This window comes from Nocardia sp. NPDC051832, from assembly GCF_040681285.1.
GTDB lineage: Bacteria > Actinomycetota > Actinomycetes > Mycobacteriales > Mycobacteriaceae > Nocardia.
In genome coordinates this window covers 504323-522688 of sequence record NZ_JBFAYL010000001.1, presented here as the reverse complement: position 1 = coordinate 522688, position 18366 = coordinate 504323, and the positions used below count along the sequence as shown (strand labels likewise).

Below are 18366 nucleotides of genomic sequence, written 5' to 3'. Positions count from 1 at the left end.
GCCACGGTGTTGATCGCGGCTACCGCAGTATTAGCGGGCGTCATGACCGGCCTCGGCGCGTCACCAGCCTCAGCCGCCGACCCGGTCATCGACAACAAGGCGCTGCTGGCCAACCCGGTCGCGCCGGACGGTTCGAAGATCACCAAGGCCGAGATCAAGGACGCGCGCAACATCCGCCTGCACGTCTACTCCGCGGCCATGGACCAGACCTTTCCGGTCGACGTGCAGCGGCCGGCCGACGCCTCGGTGCCGCGCCCGACCCTGTACCTGCTCAACGGCGCCGGCGGCGGCGAGGACCAGGCCTCCTGGAATGCCAAGACCGACGCGCTGACCTTCCTCAGCGACAAGAACGTCAACGTCGTGCAGCCCATCGGCGGCAAGTGGAGCTACTACACCGACTGGATCAAGGACGATCCGACGCTGGGCCGCAACAAGTGGACCACGTTCTTCACCGAGGAACTGCCCCCGCTGATCGACGGCGCGCTGGGCACCAACGGCGTGAACGGGATCGCCGGCCTGTCCACCTCCGGTACCACCGTGCTCGCGCTGCCGATCGCCAAGCCCGGCCTGTACAAGGCGGCCGCCGCCTACAGCGGGTGCGCGCAGACCTCCGATCCGGTCGGCTCCGAGTTCGTCAAGCTCACGGTGGAGACCTGGGGCGGCGGCGACACCGAGAACATGTGGGGCCCGCAGGGTTCGGAGGAGTGGAAGCGGAACGACCCGTATCTGAACGCCGAGGGCCTGCGCGGCCTCGATCTCTACATCTCCACCGGCAACGGCCTGCCCGGCCCGTATGACACCCTGAACGGTCAGTACGCGCTGCCCGGCTCCTACGGCCTGGCCAACCAGCTGCTGATCGGCGGCGTCATCGAAGCCGGCACCAACTTCTGCACCCGTAACCTGCAGGCCAAGCTGAACGAGCTGAACATCCCCGCGACCTTCAACTTCCGCCCGTCCGGCACCCACTCCTGGGGCTACTGGAACGACGATCTGCACCAGTCCTGGCCGGTGCTGGCTCGCGGTCTCGGCATCTGAGTCCACCCGCACGCCGCCCTGGTCACCCCTCGTGACCAGGGCGGTTTGTTTTTCGGGGGCTAGCTAAACACAAAGTTCGGTTAGCCGTAAAATTCTGTTCCGTGAGTACAACCTTCGGTGCGCCGGACTCGACCGCGCGGCGCGCACGCTCGTTCTTCGCGCTGCTCGGGCCGGCGTTCGTGGCCGCGATCGCCTACGTCGATCCCGGCAATGTCGCCTCCAACATCAGCGCGGGCGCCGAATTCGGGTACCTGCTGGTGTGGGTCATCGTGATGGCGAACGTGATGGCGGGGCTGGTGCAGTTCCTGTCCGCGAAGCTCGGGCTGGTCACCGGCATGTCGCTGCCGGAGGCGGTGCGGGAGAAGGCGAGTCGTCCGGTGCGCCTGGCCTATTGGGGTCAGGCCGAGACCGTCGCGATGGCCACCGATCTGGCCGAGGTGGTCGGCGGCGCCATCGCGCTGAAGCTGCTGTTCGGGCTGCCGCTGGTGGTCGGCGGGTTGATCACCGGCGTGGTGTCGATGGGGCTGCTGCTGGTCCAGGATCGGCGCGGGCAGCGCCCCTTCGAACGCGTCATCACCGGAATGCTCGCCGTCATCGCGATCGGGTTCCTGGCCAGTGTCGTGATCTCGCCGCCCTCGGCCGGCGGCACGATCGGCGGCCTGGTGCCGAAATTCGACGGCGCGGAGAGCGTGCTGCTCGCGGCGGCCATGATCGGCGCGACCGTCATGCCGCACGCGGTCTACCTGCATTCGGGTCTGGCGCGCGATCGGCACGGCAGCCCGGAGCCCGGGCCGCTGCGGGTGCGGCTACTGAAGGCGACCAAGGTCGACGTCGGGCTGGCCATGGTGCTGGCGGGCACGGTGAATTTGTCCATGCTGCTGATGGCAGCCAACACCTTGCGTGGCCGCGAGAACGTCGACACCCTCGAAGGCGCGCACGCGGCGGTCGGGGACGTGCTCGGTCCCGTCGCGGCGCTGCTGCTCGCGATCGGGTTGCTCGCCTCCGGCCTGGCTTCCACCTCGGTCGGCGCGTACGCCGGAGCGATGATCATGGAAGGCCTGATCCGGCGCCGGATTCCGCTGCTGCTGCGCCGCTTGATCACCCTCATCCCCGCGATCGCGATTCTGGCCGCCGGCATCGATCCGACGCGCGCGCTGATCATCTCGCAGGTAGTGCTGTCCTTCGGCATCCCGTTCGCGCTGATTCCCCTGGTGCGCTTCACCAGTGACCGGGTGCTGATGGGCGCCGACGTCAACCACCGCGTCACCACCGCGCTGGCCTGGCTCGTCGCCGCCGTCATCAGCGTGCTCAACGTGGTGCTGATCTACCTGACGGTCACCGGCTAGACCCAGTTCTCGATCCAGTACTTCCAGATCCGCGCCGCGTAGGCATCCAGCGGCGGCACCTTGATATCGGTGCCCGCCAGCGCCTCGGTGGTGTTGCGGCAGTCGAACCGGCAGCTGAATTCGCTGTGCTCGAGCACTTCCAGCGGCACGCCGACCCGGGGGAGCAGCCAATTCGCGCCGGGCACCCGCAGTGTCATGGCCAGGGTGGGCTTGGGCATCACCTCGACCAGATGCGGGGCCCCGGCCTCGTCGGCGAACAGGTTCAGCGCCTCGGCGGCGCGGAAGCGGCGCGGGTCGACCAAGTGGTAGGTGGTCGAATGCGCGCCCGGGTGGTGCGCGATGTGGTCCAGTGCGCGAGCCACGTAATCGACCGGCACCATATTGGTTTCGCCGAGCTTGGGCGCGATCACCGGCAGCAGCCGCGGCAGCTGCGCGGCCATCCGCAGCAGCCGGAAGAAGTAGTACGGCCCGTCGATCCGGTCCATCTCGCCGGTCTCGGAGTGCCCGATCACGAGGGAGGGCCGGTAGATCCGCCACGGCAGCGTGGACTCGCGCACGATCTTCTCGGCCTCGAACTTGGCCTGCAGGATCGGCGTCGGCAGCGTCTGTCCGACCTCGAACATCTCCTCGGTGAACAGGCCCTCGCAGGCCTTGCCCGCCACCTCGACCGTCGAGACATGGTGCAGCAGCTCGGCTTCGAGATCCTCGGCCGCCTCCACCACATTGCGGGTGCCGCCGCCCCGTTCGAGCGCGTCGTAGCCGACCGCAAGATGCACGACATGCTTGATCGACCCGCGGTGCTCGGCCAGCCAGCCCGGGTCGATCCCGAGCTTCGGCAGACCGAGATCACCGCGCACCGGCCGCACTCGATCGGCCCCGCCCCATGCGCGCGCACAGGCGGCGAACCGGTCCTCGGAGTCGATGCCGGGCCGGATCAGGACGTGGATATCGCCCTGACGCTTCAGCAGCTCAGGGATGAAGAATCGACCGATGAACCCAGTTGCGCCGGTAACCAGGTAAGCCATAGCCGTTCAACATAGTGCTCGCCCGCTTGTCCGCGTACTCTGGCCCGATCTAGGCGCGCCACCGGTCGTCGCGACTCAGTCCTGGAACACCGGCTTCCGCTTCGTCAGCATCGCGGTCGCGCCCTCGAAGAAGTCGGGGGACTGCAAAAGCTCACTCTGTCCGGCCTTCTCGGCGGCCAGGGCGGCGTCCAGCGCACCGAGGGTGGCCGCGTTGAGCGCGGTCTTGGTGAGCTCGAGCGCGCGGCGCGGGCCGGCGGCGATCTTCGCGGCGGCGGCCTCCACCTTCGCGTCCAGCTCGGCGTCGGCGACGACGGCGGTGAACAGGCCGGCCTGCTTGGCGGCCGGCGCGGGTAGCCGCTCGCCGAGCAGCGCCATCTCGGCGGCCAGCGGACGTCCTGCTGCCGCGGCGACCATGGCGGCGGCGCCGCCGTCGGGCATCAGGCCGATGTTGATGAACGCCAGCAGCAGGTAGGAGTCCTCGCTCGCGTAGACCAAATCCGCGGCCAGCGCCATGCCGACGCCGACACCGGCGGCCGCGCCCCGGATCCGGGCGATCACCGGCACCGGCGCGTCCACGATCGCCTTCACCAGGCGGTTGGCGGCGTCCATCACCATGTCGGAGGTGATGCCGCGGGCCGCCTCCTCCGGACCGGAGGCCAGGTCGGCGCCGGTGCAGAAGTCGCCGCCCTCGCCGGTCAGCACGATCACCCGGACCGAGCGGTCCGCGGCGGCGGCCAGTACCGCGTCGCCCAGGGCGAGCATGGTGTCGTAGTCGATGGCGTTCTTACGCTTCGGCTTGGTCAGCGTGAGGCGCAGGATCTTCCCGTCGTGGACCGCTGAGAAACCCGCCGGTCGGTTGGAATCCGGATTACTCATTCTGTGCTCCTGGTCTGGCATTCAACGGGCTCTGGGCCATGAATAGTGGTTAACTTTGCGAATTGTGGTTAACTTAGGTGGACTTGTCCGGCGCTGTCAACACACAGTGCCGACGGAGAACGGGAGAGGTGCATGGTCGCGGATCGCAGCGAAGTAGACCTCGCGCCCGAACAACCCGCCACCGTTCGCCGTCGTCCCAAGGACCGCAAGGTACAGATCATCCGGGCCGCCGCGCGGGCTTTCAGCGAACGCGGGTACTACCCCGTGGGCGTCGACGAGATCGCGGCCGAAGTCGGCATCTCCGGCCCCGCCCTGTACCGGCACTTCACCAACAAGTACGCGCTGCTGGTCGCGGCCGCGGAAGAAGGCGCCAAGCACCTGCTGAACGTCGCGGTCGCCGCCGACAACCCCGAGTACGCGGCCGCCATCCGCCTGGAGCTGCTGATCCGGGCGATCGCCGAGCACACCATCGAGATCCGTCGCGAAGCCGGTCTCTACCGCTGGGAACGCCGCTACCTCGAACGCGACGACCGCATCCGGATCCGCAAGATCTACGAAGACCTCAACGCCACCCTGGCCGAGCCGATCGCGCTGATCCGCCCGCAGGACCCGCCCGAGGATGTCGCGATGCGCGCCGCGGCCGTGCTCAGCGCCGTCGCCAGCATCTCCGCGCATCGCACCGCGCTCTCCGGCGCTCGCCTGCTTCCGCTGCTGCACGACATGGCCTGGGCCGTGCTGAACATCGAATTGCCGCCCGCGCCACCGCAACCCGATCCGGGCCCGGCCGTGCGCGGCCTGCCGGTCACCTCCAAACGTGAGCAGCTGCTCACCGAGGCGATCCGGATCTTCGGCAGGCAGGGCTATCACGAGGCCAGCATCGAGGAGATCGGCGCGGCCGTCGGCATCAACGCCTCCAGCGTCTACCGGTACTTCACCAGCAAGGCCGACCTGCTGGCCGCCGCGTTCTACCGCACCGGCGACCGCGTCGCCATGGCCATCACCGAGGCGCTCGCCGAAGCCACCAGCCGCCCGGACGCGGTGCGCCGCATCGCCGAACGGCAGGCCAAGCTGACCTTCGCGATGCCCGAGATCATGCCGGTGTACTACGCGGAGTTCTCGAATCTGCCGCCGGCCGAACAGCACAAGCTGCGCGCCATCCAGCGGCAGAACGTGCTGGAGTGGGCGAACCTGCTCGACGGCGACCCGGTGGAGGCGCGTTTCCGGGTGCACGCGGCGATCGGCCAGGTCATCGATGTGGGCCGGCTGGTCCGATTCGATGCCCGCCCGGAGCAATTGGCGCGGGTCAGCCGGTTGATGGAAGCCGTGCTGCTCTCAGACGGCGCGTTCGACGGCCCAGTCGATCGTGTCAGTGGTCGCTAGTCGCAGCATGTCCATGTGCCCGCCGGTGGTGTACGACCGGTGGGTGACCTCGGCGCCCCGCTGGGTCAATTCCTGGCAGTAGCGTTGTGCGATGCTGCGCGGCGCCAGCGGATCCACGCCGACCGTGCAGACCAGCACTGATTTGGCGGTCGCCTGCGGGATGGTCTGGCAACCGGCGAGCGCGGCGGCCACCGGTTTCCGCAACGTCACCTGCTGGGCGCCGAGATCGCCGACGGTGTAGGGCGCCAAGAGTTCGCGCATCTGCGGCACCGACAGCGACGTGATCGCCTCGAGCAGCTCTACTCCCTTCCGGGTGAGGAACTCGCCAGGCCGGAATCGGTTGTCGCTGATCCGCACTCCGGCCAGCAACGCGAGGATGAACGCGTCGGCCGGCAGGTCGGCGTCGCGGGTGACCATGCTGAAGTAGGAGAGATAGTCCGGCGGCGCCAGCCCGATGGCGCCCTTGCAGTGCAACTCCGGACCGGGATGCGAGGTGTGCAGCGCCGCCACGCCGCCCTGACAGAATCCCGCCGCTATCACGGTCTTCTCGATGCGTTCGTCGAGCTCGAACGCGGCCGGGCAGATGGCGATGATGTCGGAGGCGATCTGGCGCGCGCCGGGGAACGGGCTCAGGCCGCAGCCATCCAAGCCTTTGTAATCGGCCGCCGCCACCGCGAATCCTCGGTCCAGCCAGCCGGAGAGGAATTTCAGTTCGAATCCTGGCAGGCCGTACCGCGAGGGCGCGTTGTGCTGATCCAGTCCGACGAAGCAATGCGCCCAGGTCAGCAGCGGCATGCGGGCTCGTGCCCGGTCCGGCGGCAGGAACAGCGTGCCCGAGCTGACCCGGCCGTGGTCGTGGTAGCGCAGCCGATAGCCGAGATCCGCGCCGGCCGGCCACAATTCGGGGGCGATCGGGCACGCGTCGATCAGGTGGGTCCGTGTCATCGAGGATTCACTTCGACCGGCCGAACAGCCAGTATCCGGGTGATCGCGGGTCGTCGCCGGTCAGGAAGTGCAGGACGGTCGCGGCCAGTTCTTCCTCGATCAGGAAACCGTCGCCGTCGGTGTCGGTCAGCGCGAAGATCTCGTCGGCTTCGGTGTCGGCGATATCCAGGCCGCTCGCGACCGCGCGGAACCGGGCGCGCGAGATATGACCGGCGGCGTCGGTGTCGATCAGCCGCATCACCGCGGCGACGAGATCGCGGACGCGCTCGGTGAGCTCCGCCGGAACGGTGTGCGCCTCGGGCGTGAGGAACTCCTGCACATCGATGTGCCCGTCGCCGTCGCGGTCGTAGTGCCGAATCAGCTGCCGGGCCAGTTCCTCGTAGCCCACGCGCACCTGGACCGCGATCGGATCGCCCAGCGGGTGCCCGAAACTCTGCACCAGCCGCAGCGCGTGGGCGCGGAAATCGTCCGGGCCGATCCGGCCGTCGCCGGTGGCGTCGAGAATCCGGAAGCGAATATCCTGCGTGCTGACCTGTTCCGCCGCGGCGGCAGTGGCCCGGGGCGCGCTGACCAGGTCGGCGGCCCACCGGGACGCGGCCTGCGCCGCGGGCTCCAGCAATCCGAAGTGGTCCAGGCTGCCGTAGTCCTGAAACGTGACGTCGGTGCCGCACTCGGCGAGCTCTGCCGAGAACGCGCTGCCCTGCTGCGAGGTGAAAACCGGATCGGCGCCGCCGGCGCAGAGAAACAGCGGCCGGTCGTACTTGGTCACCGGCGGACTCGTCGATTCCAGCGCGTCGATCAGTGGCTGCCAGGCCGCGATCCCCGTGACTCCCGCTTGGTCGTTGGTGGTGCCGGAGCACAGGGCGTCCAGGTCTTGCATGGACTCCCGCACCGCCACGTCGAGCAGCGTGCGGCCGGTCGGGCTGAGCTGCGAGCCGGCATCGAATTCCGGTCGCCGGGTGTGCAGTCCGGCGAGGATGGTGGGGACGAGCGCGTGGACGGATCCGGCGCCGTCCTCGGTGTAGGGCTGGATGAACTCCAGGAAGCGCACCGGCGGCGCCAGCGACACCGTGCCGCGCAGATCCAGTTCGGGAGCGTAGGCCGTGCAGATCGCTGCGGCGAACAGCGAGCCGTGGCCGCCCTGGGAGAAGCCGCCGATGATGGTGCGCTGGTCGATGTCCAGATCCATGCCGTGCACGGCGCGCGCGATATCGATGATGTCGTCGGCGATGGCCTCGCCGTCGAGGTAGGGATGCGGTTCGCTGGTGCCGAGACCTTCGTAATCGGAAGCGGCGATGACGAATCCGGCGGCCAGCCACGACGCCAGGTGCTTGCGCTCCTCCGGGATCAATCCCACCTTCGAGGGCGCGTTGTGCTCGTTGCTGCCGACGGTGCAGTGCGCCCAGGTCAGTACGGGGGCGGGGGTGGCGCCGGCGGCCGGGACGAACACGGAGCCGCCGACCGCACGTTTGCCGCCGCGGAAATTGGCGGCGACGTACTCGATGCGAAAGCCCTGTTTCGTGCCTTCCGGCCACAGCTCGGGCGGCAGTGGGCCGACGGTGAGCAGGGTGCCGTTGTCGAGCTCCGAGCAATCGATTACCGCGGTCACGCCGACCTCCGGGGTGTCCGAAACTGACCGGATGAGGTGTAGGAAGAGCTGGCTTCGAGCCTAGGGGAAGCCGACCGGACGGTATGCGAAATGGCGGTGTCGCGGCGCGTCACCACCGCCCCGCGGCTCAGGTGCGGCGGGCGTGCCGGAGCCGGAACATGGTGCGCGCCATCCGCAGATGACGCCCCTGCCGGTCGAAAGTCGACAGGTTCACCGGCGCGCGGTAGCGCTTGCGCGCGATGGACAGCGTCCGGCTGAACTCGCGTAAGCCCTGGTCGCCATGGCTGTGGCCCTGCCCGTACTCACCGAGACCGCCGAAGGGCAGCGCCGGTACGCCGGCGTAGAGGCTGGAGGAGTTGATGGTCACCACTCCGGTCCGCAGCCGTTCCGCGAAACCGGGGACGCTCGCGGCATCCCGGGTGAAGACCGAGACAGCGATGCTGTTGCCGGTGGCGTTGATGCGCCGCGCGGCTTCCTCCATCGACGGCACCCGGTTCACCACCAGCACCGGACCGCACGCCTCGCCGGTGACCGCGACGCTTTCCTCCGGTACCTCGGCCAGCACGATCGGCTCGATATACGGCTCCCGGAACGAGTCCAGTCCGCCGACAACGGCTTTGCCGCCGCGCGCCAGGGCGTCACGCACCTGTTTGCGCACCACGTCGACTTGCGATTCCAGAATCATCGGGCCGTAACTGGCCCGCTTGTCCGCGCCGGGACGCAGCTTGCGGGCCTGCTCGATGACCAGCTCCAGAAAACTGTCGTACACCGAATCGGCGACATAGGCCCGCTGGATGCCGGTGGGGTTCTGGCCCGCGTTCGCCATCGCGCCGAAAACCGCCGCCTCGGCGGCGTCGTCCAGCTTGGCGTCGACGTGCACCACCATGGCGCCCTTGCCGCCGCGTTCAATCACCACCGGCGTCAAGGTCTGGGCGCACAGCGAAATCACCTCGCGGGCGCCGGGATCGGAGCCGGCGTAGGCGATCTTGTCCAGCTTGGCCCGGCACAGCGCGTTGGTGGTGGCCTTCTCGCCGGTGACGGCCTGTAGCACCGGCTGGCTCGGGGCCAGTTCGCTCCAGCTCTCGGCCAGCCAGACGCCCACGCCGGTGGTCAGCTCGTGCGGTTTGAATACCACCGTGTTGCCGGCGGCCATGGCGTAGGCGATCGACCCCATCGGTGTGAAGACCGGGTTGTTCCAGGAGCCGAGCACGCCGATCACGCCGAGCGGCAGGTAGCCGACCGAGGCGTGCTGGTTGCGGGTGAGCCAGGTGGAGCCGAGCTTGCGGCGATCCAGCACGCGGGCGGCGTTGCGGGCGGCCCAATCCAGGGTCTCCACCGCGAGCATCACCTCGATGGCGGCGTCGGCCTCCGGTTTCCCGGTCTCCTCGCACACCAGGTGCACCAGTTCGCCGGCCTGCCGGGCGATGCTGCGCTTCCAATCCAGGAGCCAGCGTTTGCGGCTGCTGAAACCCAGACCGGCCCACCATTTCTCGGCGGCGCGGGCGGAGCGGACGGTGCGGTTGAGCTCCCCATGCCCCATCACCGCGTAATTTCCGACGATCTCACCGGTGCGTGGGTCGTATGAGGTCAGCACATTCGGACCACCCCGGTGCCCCGTCACCCGTGACTGCGCGGACTCGGCCATTGGTCTCACCTCCCTGAATTGCAGGGTATGGGCGTGTTCGCGGCCCGACAAGGCGCTGCCGCCGCCACCGCACTGCCCTTGACGGCCCGACCAGCGCCGATTCCGAATTGCGCCAATGGAATTCGGTTACTGTGAGCAACGACACACTTAACTCGGAGCGAAACTGGGTAGTGCGTTGAGGCCTCGGCCGGTTTCACCCAGCCGGTAACATCACGCGCATTGGGACGGATCTCCTCCGGAGACGCCATGCCGCCCCGCCGATAGTGGAGAGTTGATGCCGAGCTTGACCAAGCCAGAATCGCACGTGAAAACCCCCGGCGGGCCGGAACGCGAGACCGCGGTCGTCGTCGAAGACGTGCGCAAATCCTTCGGGGATGTGCATGCCCTGCAGGGCATCAGCTTCACCGCGGAGAAAGCCGCCGTGCTCGGCATTCTGGGCCCCAACGGCGCGGGCAAGACCACCACGGTCAAGATCCTGTCGACGCTGCTGACTCCGGACTCCGGCACCGCCGTGGTCGCCGGGCACGACGTGCGCGCGGATCCGGCCGGGGTGCGCCGCTCGATCATGATGACCGGCCAGTACGCAGCCCTCGACGAGAACCTCTCCGGTCGCGAGAACCTGGAACTGTTCGGCCGCCTGATGGGCTTGCGCAAGTCCGCCGCCCGCAAGCGCGCCGACGATCTGCTCGAGCAGTTCGATCTGGTCGGCGCGGGCCGGCGCGCGGTGGGCAATTACTCCGGCGGCATGCGCCGCCGCGTCGACATCGCCTGCGGCCTGGTGGTCCGGCCCGAGGTGGTCTTCCTCGACGAACCCACCACCGGCCTGGACCCGCGCAGCCGCCAGGGCGTCTGGGATCTGGTCCAGGTGCTCAAGACCCAGGGCATCACGGTGCTGCTGACCACGCAGTACCTCGAAGAAGCCGACGTGCTCAGCGACAACATCATCGTCATCGACAAGGGCACGGTCATCGCCGAAGGCACCGCCGACGAGCTGAAGGAGAAGACGGGCGGCAGCTACTGCGAGGTGGTCCCGATGGACCCGAGCAAGTTGCAGACCGCCGCCGACGCCCTGGGCGATCTGGTGCCCGCCGCGGTCCTGGCCGAGATCGGTTCCTCCGATCGGCTCTCGTTCCCGGCCCCCGACGGCGCCACCACCCTGGCCGAGGCGCTGCGCCGGCTGGACTACGTGGGCGTCGACCTCGCCGATATCGGCCTGCGCCGGCCGTCGCTGGACGACGTGTTCCTGTCCCTGACCGGGCATTCGGGCGGCAAGTAGTGTCGACTACCGAAATGGCCGATCCGGCGGCGCTGTTCGCGCAGCTCCCCGTGGCCAAGCCGTCCTCGTTCGCGCAGTGGCGGGCGCTGACCGGTCGCATCGTCCGGACCATGGTGACCAAGGGTGAGTTGATCGTCGCCTTCGTGACGCCGCTGGTGTTCACCGTCGGCTTCTATCTGCCGCTGAAGTTCGTGATGCAGTTCCAGGGCATCGACTACGAGCAGTTCGTGATGGCCGTGATCGTGCTGCAGACCATGGCCTTCACCATGATGTCGAACGCGCAGCTCGCGGCTTTCGAGGCGCTGACGGGCCTGAGCAGCCGGCTGCAGACCATGCCGATCGGCATGCTCGTACCGTTCTCCGCGCGGATTTCCGCGGGCCTGATCCGCTCGGTCACCTCGTTGATCGCGGCGATCCTGTTCGGGCACATGATCGGTTTCCGGTTCCTGGCCGGCTTCTGGCAGGCCGCGCTGTTCTGCGCCTTCGCCTTGGCGGTCGGCACCGTCCTCGCGATCGGCGCCGACGGCCTCGGCTCGCTCACCCAGAGTCCCGAATCGCTGAGCCAGGCGCTGACCTTGCCGACCCTGATCTTCGGCATGTTGTCCACCGGGTTCGTGCCCGAAAGCAGTTTTCCCGAATGGATCCAGCCGTTCGCGCGGAACCAGCCGATCTCCCAGTGGTCCGGCGCGATGCGGGCGATGGCCGAGCACGGCGTCGGCTGGCAACAGCTCTGGGTGCCGCTGATCTGGCTGGCCGGCCTGGCTGTTGTGTTCATTCCGTTTGCGATCTGGGCGAGTGTGAGGCGGTCATGAGTTCTGTGGAGACCACCGAGGCGCCACTCGAGATCGAGGCGCACTGGACGGCGTTGCCCGAGGTGACGCCGCCCTCGGAGCGTGCGCTGGCGACGCTGGCGTCGCACAGCCTGCTGCAATGCAAGCGGCTGCTGTTCGGCTGGGCCCGCGACCCCGCGACCACCATTCAGACGCTGATCTACCCGGCGCTGACCCTGCTGATGTTCGACGTGGTGCTCGGCAATTCGATCACCAACGCCACCGGCAAACCCGCCATCTACGGTCAGGTCGCGATGATCACGCTCGTGGCGGCCATGTCGGGCGCGGTGGTCAGCGCGCTCGGATTCAAGACGGAGAAGGCCACCGGCCTGCTGGGCCGGTTCTGGACCATGCCCGTACACCGGGCCGCCGGCCTGACCGGACGGATCCTCGCCGAAGCGGTGCGCGTCCTGATCACCACGATCTTCGTGCTGGCGGTCGGCATGCTGCTCGGCTTCCGCTTCGATCAGGGCTGGGTCGCCGGCCTGGCGCTGATCGCGCTGCCGGTGGTGTTCGGCGTCGGTTTCGCGGTGCTCGTCACCGCGCTGGCGACCATCACCGAGGGCGTGATGCTGGTCAGCCTGGTCAGCATCGTGAACACGCTGCTGATGTTCTTCAATACCGGGTTCGTGCCGAAGATGGCGTACCCGATCTGGTTGCAGGACGTCGTGGAGAACCAGCCGATGAGCTGTGCCATCGACGCCATGCGCGGACTGTCCTACGGCGGCCCGGTCGCGGACGCGCTGTGGAAGACCATCGCCTGGACGCTCGGCCTGATCCTGCTGTTCGGCTGGCCCGCGATCCGCGGCTACCAGCGCGCTGCCCAGACCGGCGCCTGAGCCACCTCACCGAACGCCGTGCCGGAGTTATCCGGCGCGGCGTTCGGCGCGTTCGGGGGCGGGCGCGAACGGGTAGTCGACCCAGCGGTCGCGGTTGGTCCAGCCGACGAGGTCGTAGCGCCAGCGGAACGGCCAGGTGTGCGCGACGGTGTTGAACAGGACCGCGCCCAGTGCGGTGTAGTCGTCGTGGGCCGACAGCAGCGCGCGCTGCCCGCGGTCGGATTCGGTGAAGAACGCCTCGAACATGGCGATGGATTGATCGGTGGTCAGCCGCCCCAGGCCCCAGAGCCCGCGCATGCGCATCCAGTAGACGAGGCGGGCGCGCCACGGCCAGAGCGCCTCGATCGGATCGCGGCCGGCTCGCACGGCCTCGAGAGCGGTGTCGACCAGTGCGAGCGAGTCGGCGACGCTGTATCCGGTACAGGGATGCATCATCCCGCCCCGGGAACCGAACGGGACCGCTCGCGCCACGCCCTTTTTCGGCGGCGTCTGATCGAGCGGGTAGTGCGCGGCCTCGCTGGGCTCCGTGCCTTTGAGCCGGATACCGTGCGCGGCAAGGCGATTCAGTGTGCGTCTGCGTAGCTCGTGTTGCGGCATACCGCCGCGTAGCCCGAGGCTGGTTTCCTCGAAGATGACGGTGCCGTCGCCGAGCGGCACCGAATAGAGGAACGACGGCGGCTCGCCGGGTCCCGCGCCGTTCTCCGGCCGCCAATCCAGCAGCAGGCCTTCGCCGTCGGCGATCATCGGCGCCGCGGTCTCGGCGTCGACGAAGATGCCGTGCGCACTCGCGGCCCGGCGTTTACCCAGGGTGGGTAGGCCGCGAGTATCGAAAACCGTTGCGGCCCTGAGGATTGTCCCGTCCTGCAACTCGACCTCGCGGGCGTCGACGCGGGTGGCGCGGCCGGTGACGGCGGTGGCGTCGTCGAGGGGGAGCGCGTCGCGCAGCCCCGGCTTGGACAGCACGCAGTAGGGGCGCGGAATCCGGTGCTCGGACTTGGTCCACACCACCGGCGTCTCGATGCGCTGCGCGATGGCAGTGGACGGGAGCCAGTCGGGCAGTTCGTCGATCCAGCAGGAGAAGGTCTCGGGCCACAGCCGCTCCGGTCGCGGATCGATGGCCGCGACCCGCAACCCCGCTCGCATCGCCCGATGCGCCAGCGCCCGGCCGGTCGGGCCGAGCCCGACCACGCACAGATCGAATTCCCCGCCCACGCTGCCACTCATAGACGCATCTAATCCGTTCCGCTCGGCCGCTGGCAAGGACAGGCCGGGCGTGGCCGAGGTGACCTCGGCCGCACCCGTCCCGTACTACTTGGGCGTGACCCAGGTGGTGATCTCGGCGTGCACGACTTCGAGCCCGTGCTTGTCGTACACCGAAATCGGCACCACCACGTTCGTGCCCTCGGTGATCTGGGTGAAATCCGGAATCTCGGCGAGCTTCGCCACCGCCCGCAGCCCCGTCTCCGCCTTGGCCAGGTACTGCACATTCATCGCCTTGGGGATCCAGCGATGCGTGGCGGGCACCGTCGCCTCGCTCAACATCCCCATCGCCACCTCGGCCAGATTGCACGCCGCGATGGCGTGGTAGGTCCCGAGATGGTTGTGAATCCCGAACCACTTCGGCGAGGTCACCTCGCACAGCCCCGGCTCCAGCCGCACCACACTCGGTAGCACCGTGCCGAAATACGGCACCCGCGCCACCATGCCCAGCGAAAACAGCGTGTGCCCCAGCCGGTTGTCCGGCAGCTTCTTCCAACCCCGGTACGTGGCGGTCTCTTTGCTCATGCGCCTATCTTACTCAAAAGTAAGTTTCCGAGACCAGCGTCAGGTCCTAGTTTGGGCGGCATGGGGGATTTGCGGACACGCCTGGACTCGTGGCGCCGAACGAAACTGGGCAGATACCTCGTCATCTTCGCTTTCCTCATGCTGCTCGGGCTCAGCGTCACGGCCCCGGCCTCGTACAAGAACGTCAAGATCTACTTCACCGGCGACCGGGTCACCGCGACCGTGGCCGAATGCGTGCACTACGTGTCGAGGCGAGGTAGCAGCGCCGCGGGCTACCACTGCACCGGCGAGTGGACGCTGAAGAACGGCGCACGCCGGTCGGGCCGGCTGCTCGGCCTCGACGACGACAAGAGATGGCCCGCGGGTCGGCAGTTCGCCATGCGCGCCGACAACGACGTCGCCCTCGCGCCGGGAATCCGGCCGCTCGTCATGTTCGGTTTGGGCTTGGCCGCGCAGCTGCTGCTCGTCACGTGGATCGTGCTCTGGGTTCGTCGCCGTCGTCGTAATCGCGGCTGAAGGCCCTGGTCACCCCGCTCCGACCGGGGCGAGGGGGGCGGATTTGAACTGGCGGATCGCGTCGGGCATACTGTTCGGGTTGCCTTGCACAGGGTCGTGCCCACTTCTGCGGAAGGGGTGGATCGCGAGGCGAGTACTACATCGTGTACTTCACCGGGTTACCGGTGCGAGTACGTCCGGGACACTGTTCCGAGCCTGAGATGAAGTTTTTGATCCGGGCTGGGGACTGAGCAGCAGGGCGACACGCCCGACCGCGTGGACCGGAGAACCATGACAGATGAACAGCGGCGAGAGATCGGGCGATTGCCTCGATCGTGGTCTCAATGTGAGACGTCTTCGTGTGTTCGGGCTGTGTAAATGCAGGGTGGTACGCCAGGCCCAGGCTTGGCGGGATCACGAACGAAAGCGGAGAAAAGGACACTTAGCGTGGCGGGACAAAAGATCCGCATCAGGCTCAAGGCCTACGACCACGAGGCGATCGACGCGTCTGCGCGCAAGATCGTCGAGACGGTGACCCGTACCGGGGCCCGCGTCGTCGGCCCGGTGCCGTTGCCCACCGAAAAGAACGTGTACTGCGTTATCCGCTCGCCGCACAAGTACAAGGACTCGCGCGAGCACTTCGAGATGCGCACGCACAAGCGGCTTATCGACATCCTCGACCCGACGCCGAAGACGGTTGACGCGCTCATGCGTATCGACCTGCCGGCCAGCGTCGACGTCAACATTCAGTGACGGGGACTCGAGACATGACTACTGATAACAAGAGCAGGCCTGCGGCCGGCATCCTGGGCACCAAGCTCGGTATGACCCAGGTGTTCGACGAGAACAATCGCGTCGTCCCCGTGACCGTCATCAAGGCCGGACCGAACGTCGTCACCCAGATCCGCACCGAGGAGCGCGACGGCTACAGCGCCGTTCAGATCGCTTTCGGCGCCATCGACCCGCGCAAGGTGAACAAGCCGGTTTCCGGCCAGTTCGCCAAGGCCGGTGTCACCCCGCGCCGCCACGTTGCCGAGATCCGCGTCGCGGACGCCTCCACCTTCGAGATCGGCCAGGAGCTTTCGGCCGACGTCTTCGAAGAGGGCACCTACGTCGACGTCACGGGTACCAGCAAGGGCAAGGGCTTCGCCGGCACCATGAAGCGTCACGGCTTCGCCGGTCAGGGCGCCTCGCACGGTGCGCAGGCTGTGCACCGTCGCCCGGGTTCCATCGGTGGTTGCGCCACCCCCGGCCGCGTGTTCAAGGGCATGCGCATGTCGGGCCGGATGGGTAACGACCGCATCACCACCCAGAACCTCTCGGTTCACAAGGTGGACGCCGAAAACGGCCTGCTGCTGATCAAGGGCGCTGTCCCGGGTCGTCGCGGCAACGTCGTGGTGATCAAGAGCGCCGTGAAGGGTGGTGCACACGCATGACCAGCCTCGAGAAGAAGGCCAACCTGACGCTTCCCGTCAAGGAAATCGGTGGCAAGACCAACGGAACCGTTGATCTGCCCGCCGAGATCTTCGACGTGACCGCGAACATCTCGCTGATGCACCAGGTCGTCGTCGCGCAGCTTGCTGCGGCGCGCCAGGGCACGCATGCCACGAAGACTCGTGGCGAGGTGTCCGGCGGTGGCAAGAAGCCGTACCGCCAGAAGGGCACCGGTCGCGCCCGCCAGGGTTCGACTCGCGCGCCGCAGTTCGTCGGCGGTGGCACCGTCCACGGCCCGCAGCCGCGCGACTACAGCCAGCGCACCCCCAAGAAGATGAAGGCCGCCGCCCTGCGCGGTGCCCTCTCCGATCGGGCGCGCAACGAGCGGATCCACGTGGTCACCGAACTGGTCGCCGGGCAGGCCCCGTCGACCAAGACCGCCAAGACCTTCCTGTCCGAGCTCTCGGATCGCAAGAAGTTCCTGGTTGTCGTGGGCCGCGAGGACATTGCCGCGTGGAAGAGCGTGGCGAACCTGGAAAACGTGCTGCCGATTGCTCCGGACCAGCTCAACACCTACGACGTCCTGAACAGCGACGAAGTGGTGTTCAGCGTCGAGGCTCTCAACGCCTTCGTGCACGGCCCGGCCGAAGCTGCACAGGAGGAGAGCAAGTGAGCACCATCGCCGACCCCCGCGACATCCTGCTGGCGCCGGTCATCTCCGAGAAGTCCTACGGACTGATCGAAGAAGGCACCTACACCTTCATCGTGCACCCGGACTCCAACAAGACGCAGATCAAGATTGCCGTCGAGAAGGTCTTCGGCGTGAAGGTGACCAGCGTCAACACCGCCAACCGTCAGGGCAAGCGCAAGCGGACCCGCTTCGGTTACGGCAAGCGCAAGGACACCAAGCGCGCGCTCGTGACCATCTCGGCCGACAGCAAGCCCATCGAGATCTTCGGAGGCCCGGTCGCGTAAGCGCCTGGGAATCCAGAAAGTAGAGAAGAACTCATGGCAATTCGTAAATACAAGCCGACAACCCCGGGCCGCCGTGGGTCGTCCGTCTCGGACTTCGCCGAGATCACCCGGTCGACCCCCGAGAAGTCGCTGATCCGCCCGCTGCACAGCACGGGTGGCCGTAACGCGCACGGCCGCATCACCACCCGGCACCGCGGTGGCGGCCACAAGCGTGCCTACCGTCTGATCGACTTCCGTCGGCTGGACAAGGACGGCATCCCGGCCAAGGTCGCGCACATCGAGTACGACCCGAACCGCACCGCCAACATCGCGCTGCTGCACTACCGCGACGGCGAGAAGCGCTACATCATCGCCCCCAAGGGCGTGACGCAGGGCACCCCGATCGAGTCCGGCCCCACCGCCGACATCAAGCCGGGTAACAACCTGCCGCTGCGCAACATCCCGACGGGTACCACCATCCACGCGGTGGAGCTGCGTCCGGGCGGCGGCGCCAAGCTGGCCCGCTCGGCCGGCATGAGCATCCAGCTGCTGGGCAAGGAAGGGCCGTACGCGACCCTGCGTATGCCCTCCGGTGAAATCCGCCGTGTCGACGTGCGCTGCCGCGCCACCGTCGGCGAGGTCGGCAACGCCGAGCAGTCGAACATCAACTGGGGCAAGGCCGGCCGTATGCGCTGGAAGGGCCGTCGTCCCACGGTTCGTGGTGTGGTCATGAACCCGGTCGACCACCCGCACGGTGGTGGTGAAGGCAAGACCTCCGGTGGTCGCCACCCGGTCTCGCCGTGGGGACAGCCGGAAGGCCGTACCCGCAAGCCCAATCGCCCGAGCGACAAGCTCATCGTCCGCCGTCGCAAGACCGGCAAGAAGCGCTAAG

Annotated in this window: 19 protein-coding genes; 12 read left to right on the top strand and 7 right to left on the bottom strand. The window is 67.9% G+C overall.

The features are described 5' to 3' along the window. Positions 1 to 42 precede the first annotated feature (42 nt). Positions 43 to 1035 carry an alpha/beta hydrolase family protein gene (locus tag AB0M14_RS02190; RefSeq protein ID WP_364991225.1) on the top strand — a complete coding sequence of 331 codons (993 nt, stop codon included), beginning with the start codon at positions 43 to 45 and terminating at the stop codon, positions 1033 to 1035. A gap of 101 nt (positions 1036 to 1136) precedes the next feature. Beyond that, on the top strand, positions 1137 to 2381 hold the full coding sequence (locus tag AB0M14_RS02185; protein WP_364987530.1) for an Nramp family divalent metal transporter: 1245 nt from the start codon (positions 1137 to 1139) through the stop codon (positions 2379 to 2381). Here the strand turns inward: AB0M14_RS02185 and AB0M14_RS02180 are convergent. Continuing rightward, positions 2378 to 3406 carry an SDR family oxidoreductase gene (locus AB0M14_RS02180; RefSeq protein ID WP_364987527.1) on the bottom strand — a complete coding sequence of 343 codons (1029 nt, stop codon included), beginning with the start codon at positions 3404 to 3406 and terminating at the stop codon, positions 2378 to 2380. The genes AB0M14_RS02185 and AB0M14_RS02180 overlap by 4 nt on opposite strands. A gap of 75 nt (positions 3407 to 3481) precedes the next feature. Next, entirely contained in the window at positions 3482 to 4282 is an 801-nt protein-coding gene (locus AB0M14_RS02175) for an enoyl-CoA hydratase-related protein (RefSeq protein WP_364987524.1), read from the bottom strand. 132 nt (positions 4283 to 4414) lie between these two features. Between AB0M14_RS02175 and AB0M14_RS02170 the strand changes: the two genes are divergently transcribed. Next, positions 4415 to 5662, top strand: coding sequence for a helix-turn-helix domain-containing protein (locus AB0M14_RS02170; protein ID WP_364987520.1), 1248 nt, complete (start codon positions 4415 to 4417; stop codon positions 5660 to 5662). Here the strand turns inward: AB0M14_RS02170 and AB0M14_RS02165 are convergent. The 3 genes from AB0M14_RS02165 to AB0M14_RS02155 all read right to left on the bottom strand — a co-directional run bounded on the left by AB0M14_RS02165 (position 5615) and on the right by AB0M14_RS02155 (position 9861). Further along, a complete protein-coding gene (locus AB0M14_RS02165) occupies positions 5615 to 6607 on the bottom strand; it encodes a hypothetical protein (protein ID WP_364987516.1) in 993 nt (330 codons plus the stop codon). The two genes, AB0M14_RS02170 and AB0M14_RS02165, sit on opposite strands and share 48 nt — an antisense overlap. A gap of 7 nt (positions 6608 to 6614) precedes the next feature. Next, positions 6615 to 8216 (bottom strand): lipase family protein, encoded by a 1602-nt coding sequence (locus tag AB0M14_RS02160; RefSeq protein WP_364987512.1) that lies wholly within the window; start codon positions 8214 to 8216, stop codon positions 6615 to 6617. A gap of 127 nt (positions 8217 to 8343) precedes the next feature. Continuing rightward, complete coding sequence (locus AB0M14_RS02155; RefSeq protein ID WP_364987509.1) at positions 8344 to 9861, bottom strand: aldehyde dehydrogenase family protein; 1518 nt, start codon at positions 9859 to 9861, stop codon at positions 8344 to 8346. 274 nt (positions 9862 to 10135) lie between these two features. On the opposite strand from AB0M14_RS02155, the gene AB0M14_RS02150 reads away from it, so the two are divergent. From AB0M14_RS02150 to AB0M14_RS02140, 3 genes are read left to right on the top strand one after another with little or no spacing between them, the layout of a single operon-like run. Next, the gene (locus AB0M14_RS02150; RefSeq protein ID WP_364987505.1) at positions 10136 to 11137 is read left to right on the top strand and encodes an ATP-binding cassette domain-containing protein; all 1002 of its coding nucleotides are present in this window, start codon (positions 10136 to 10138) and stop codon (positions 11135 to 11137) included. Between the two features lie 14 nt (positions 11138 to 11151). Beyond that, positions 11152 to 11949 carry an ABC transporter permease gene (locus tag AB0M14_RS02145; protein ID WP_364991220.1) on the top strand — a complete coding sequence of 266 codons (798 nt, stop codon included), beginning with the start codon at positions 11152 to 11154 and terminating at the stop codon, positions 11947 to 11949. After that, positions 11946 to 12806: an ABC transporter permease gene (locus tag AB0M14_RS02140; RefSeq protein ID WP_364987501.1), complete on the top strand. Its 861-nt coding sequence runs from the start codon at positions 11946 to 11948 to the stop codon at positions 12804 to 12806. The genes AB0M14_RS02145 and AB0M14_RS02140 overlap by 4 nt, the downstream gene beginning before the upstream one ends. Before the next feature lie 27 nt (positions 12807 to 12833). Here the strand turns inward: AB0M14_RS02140 and AB0M14_RS02135 are convergent, their stop codons facing one another. Together AB0M14_RS02135 and AB0M14_RS02130 are read right to left on the bottom strand one after the other, a co-directional pair. Next, positions 12834 to 14030: a lycopene cyclase family protein gene (locus AB0M14_RS02135; RefSeq protein ID WP_364987497.1), complete on the bottom strand. Its 1197-nt coding sequence runs from the start codon at positions 14028 to 14030 to the stop codon at positions 12834 to 12836. A gap of 84 nt (positions 14031 to 14114) precedes the next feature. Continuing rightward, the gene (locus tag AB0M14_RS02130) at positions 14115 to 14591 is read right to left on the bottom strand and encodes a hotdog fold domain-containing protein (protein WP_364987493.1); all 477 of its coding nucleotides are present in this window, start codon (positions 14589 to 14591) and stop codon (positions 14115 to 14117) included. 60 nt (positions 14592 to 14651) lie between these two features. Here AB0M14_RS02130 and AB0M14_RS02125 point away from each other — a divergent pair, with 60 nt between their 5' ends. The 6 genes from AB0M14_RS02125 to rplB all read left to right on the top strand — a co-directional run bounded on the left by AB0M14_RS02125 (position 14652) and on the right by rplB (position 18365). Further along, positions 14652 to 15107: a hypothetical protein gene (locus AB0M14_RS02125; RefSeq protein WP_364987490.1), complete on the top strand. Its 456-nt coding sequence runs from the start codon at positions 14652 to 14654 to the stop codon at positions 15105 to 15107. Positions 15108 to 15533: 426 nt separating this feature from the next. Next, positions 15534 to 15839: a 30S ribosomal protein S10 gene (gene rpsJ, locus AB0M14_RS02120; protein WP_003938093.1), complete on the top strand. Its 306-nt coding sequence runs from the start codon at positions 15534 to 15536 to the stop codon at positions 15837 to 15839. Positions 15840 to 15853: 14 nt separating this feature from the next. Then, the gene (gene rplC / locus AB0M14_RS02115) at positions 15854 to 16522 is read left to right on the top strand and encodes a 50S ribosomal protein L3 (RefSeq protein ID WP_364987486.1); all 669 of its coding nucleotides are present in this window, start codon (positions 15854 to 15856) and stop codon (positions 16520 to 16522) included. Then, positions 16519 to 17193: a 50S ribosomal protein L4 gene (gene rplD, locus AB0M14_RS02110; RefSeq protein WP_364987482.1), complete on the top strand. Its 675-nt coding sequence runs from the start codon at positions 16519 to 16521 to the stop codon at positions 17191 to 17193. Before rplC ends, rplD begins: the two co-directional genes overlap by 4 nt. Next, positions 17190 to 17495, top strand: a complete 306-nt coding sequence (gene rplW / locus AB0M14_RS02105) for a 50S ribosomal protein L23 (RefSeq protein WP_030522697.1) — start codon at positions 17190 to 17192, stop codon at positions 17493 to 17495. The genes rplD and rplW overlap by 4 nt, the downstream gene beginning before the upstream one ends. Before the next feature lie 33 nt (positions 17496 to 17528). Further along, positions 17529 to 18365: a 50S ribosomal protein L2 gene (rplB, locus tag AB0M14_RS02100; protein ID WP_364987478.1), complete on the top strand. Its 837-nt coding sequence runs from the start codon at positions 17529 to 17531 to the stop codon at positions 18363 to 18365. The last annotated feature ends 1 nt before the right edge of the window (position 18366 follow it).

Excerpts from the sequence above, each read along its gene's own strand:
- AB0M14_RS02190 (WP_364991225.1), top strand. The coding sequence starts at position 43 with ATGACCGGCCTCGGCGCGTCACCAGCCTCAGCCGCCGACCCGGTCATC.
- AB0M14_RS02180 (WP_364987527.1), bottom strand. The coding sequence starts at position 3,406 with ATGGCTTACCTGGTTACCGGCGCAACTGGGTTCATCGGTCGATTCTTC.
- AB0M14_RS02175 (WP_364987524.1), bottom strand. The coding sequence starts at position 4,282 with ATGAGTAATCCGGATTCCAACCGACCGGCGGGTTTCTCAGCGGTCCAC.
- AB0M14_RS02170 (WP_364987520.1), top strand. The coding sequence starts at position 4,415 with ATGGTCGCGGATCGCAGCGAAGTAGACCTCGCGCCCGAACAACCCGCC.
- AB0M14_RS02165 (WP_364987516.1), bottom strand. The coding sequence starts at position 6,607 with ATGACACGGACCCACCTGATCGACGCGTGCCCGATCGCCCCCGAATTG.
- AB0M14_RS02155 (WP_364987509.1), bottom strand. The coding sequence starts at position 9,861 with ATGGCCGAGTCCGCGCAGTCACGGGTGACGGGGCACCGGGGTGGTCCG.
- AB0M14_RS02150 (WP_364987505.1), top strand. The coding sequence starts at position 10,136 with ATGCCGAGCTTGACCAAGCCAGAATCGCACGTGAAAACCCCCGGCGGG.
- AB0M14_RS02145 (WP_364991220.1), top strand. The coding sequence starts at position 11,152 with ATGGCCGATCCGGCGGCGCTGTTCGCGCAGCTCCCCGTGGCCAAGCCG.
- AB0M14_RS02140 (WP_364987501.1), top strand. The coding sequence starts at position 11,946 with ATGAGTTCTGTGGAGACCACCGAGGCGCCACTCGAGATCGAGGCGCAC.
- AB0M14_RS02135 (WP_364987497.1), bottom strand. The coding sequence starts at position 14,030 with ATGAGTGGCAGCGTGGGCGGGGAATTCGATCTGTGCGTGGTCGGGCTC.
- AB0M14_RS02130 (WP_364987493.1), bottom strand. The coding sequence starts at position 14,591 with ATGAGCAAAGAGACCGCCACGTACCGGGGTTGGAAGAAGCTGCCGGAC.
- AB0M14_RS02125 (WP_364987490.1), top strand. The coding sequence starts at position 14,652 with ATGGGGGATTTGCGGACACGCCTGGACTCGTGGCGCCGAACGAAACTG.
- rplC (WP_364987486.1), top strand. The coding sequence starts at position 15,854 with ATGACTACTGATAACAAGAGCAGGCCTGCGGCCGGCATCCTGGGCACC.
- rplD (WP_364987482.1), top strand. The coding sequence starts at position 16,519 with ATGACCAGCCTCGAGAAGAAGGCCAACCTGACGCTTCCCGTCAAGGAA.
- rplB (WP_364987478.1), top strand. The coding sequence starts at position 17,529 with ATGGCAATTCGTAAATACAAGCCGACAACCCCGGGCCGCCGTGGGTCG.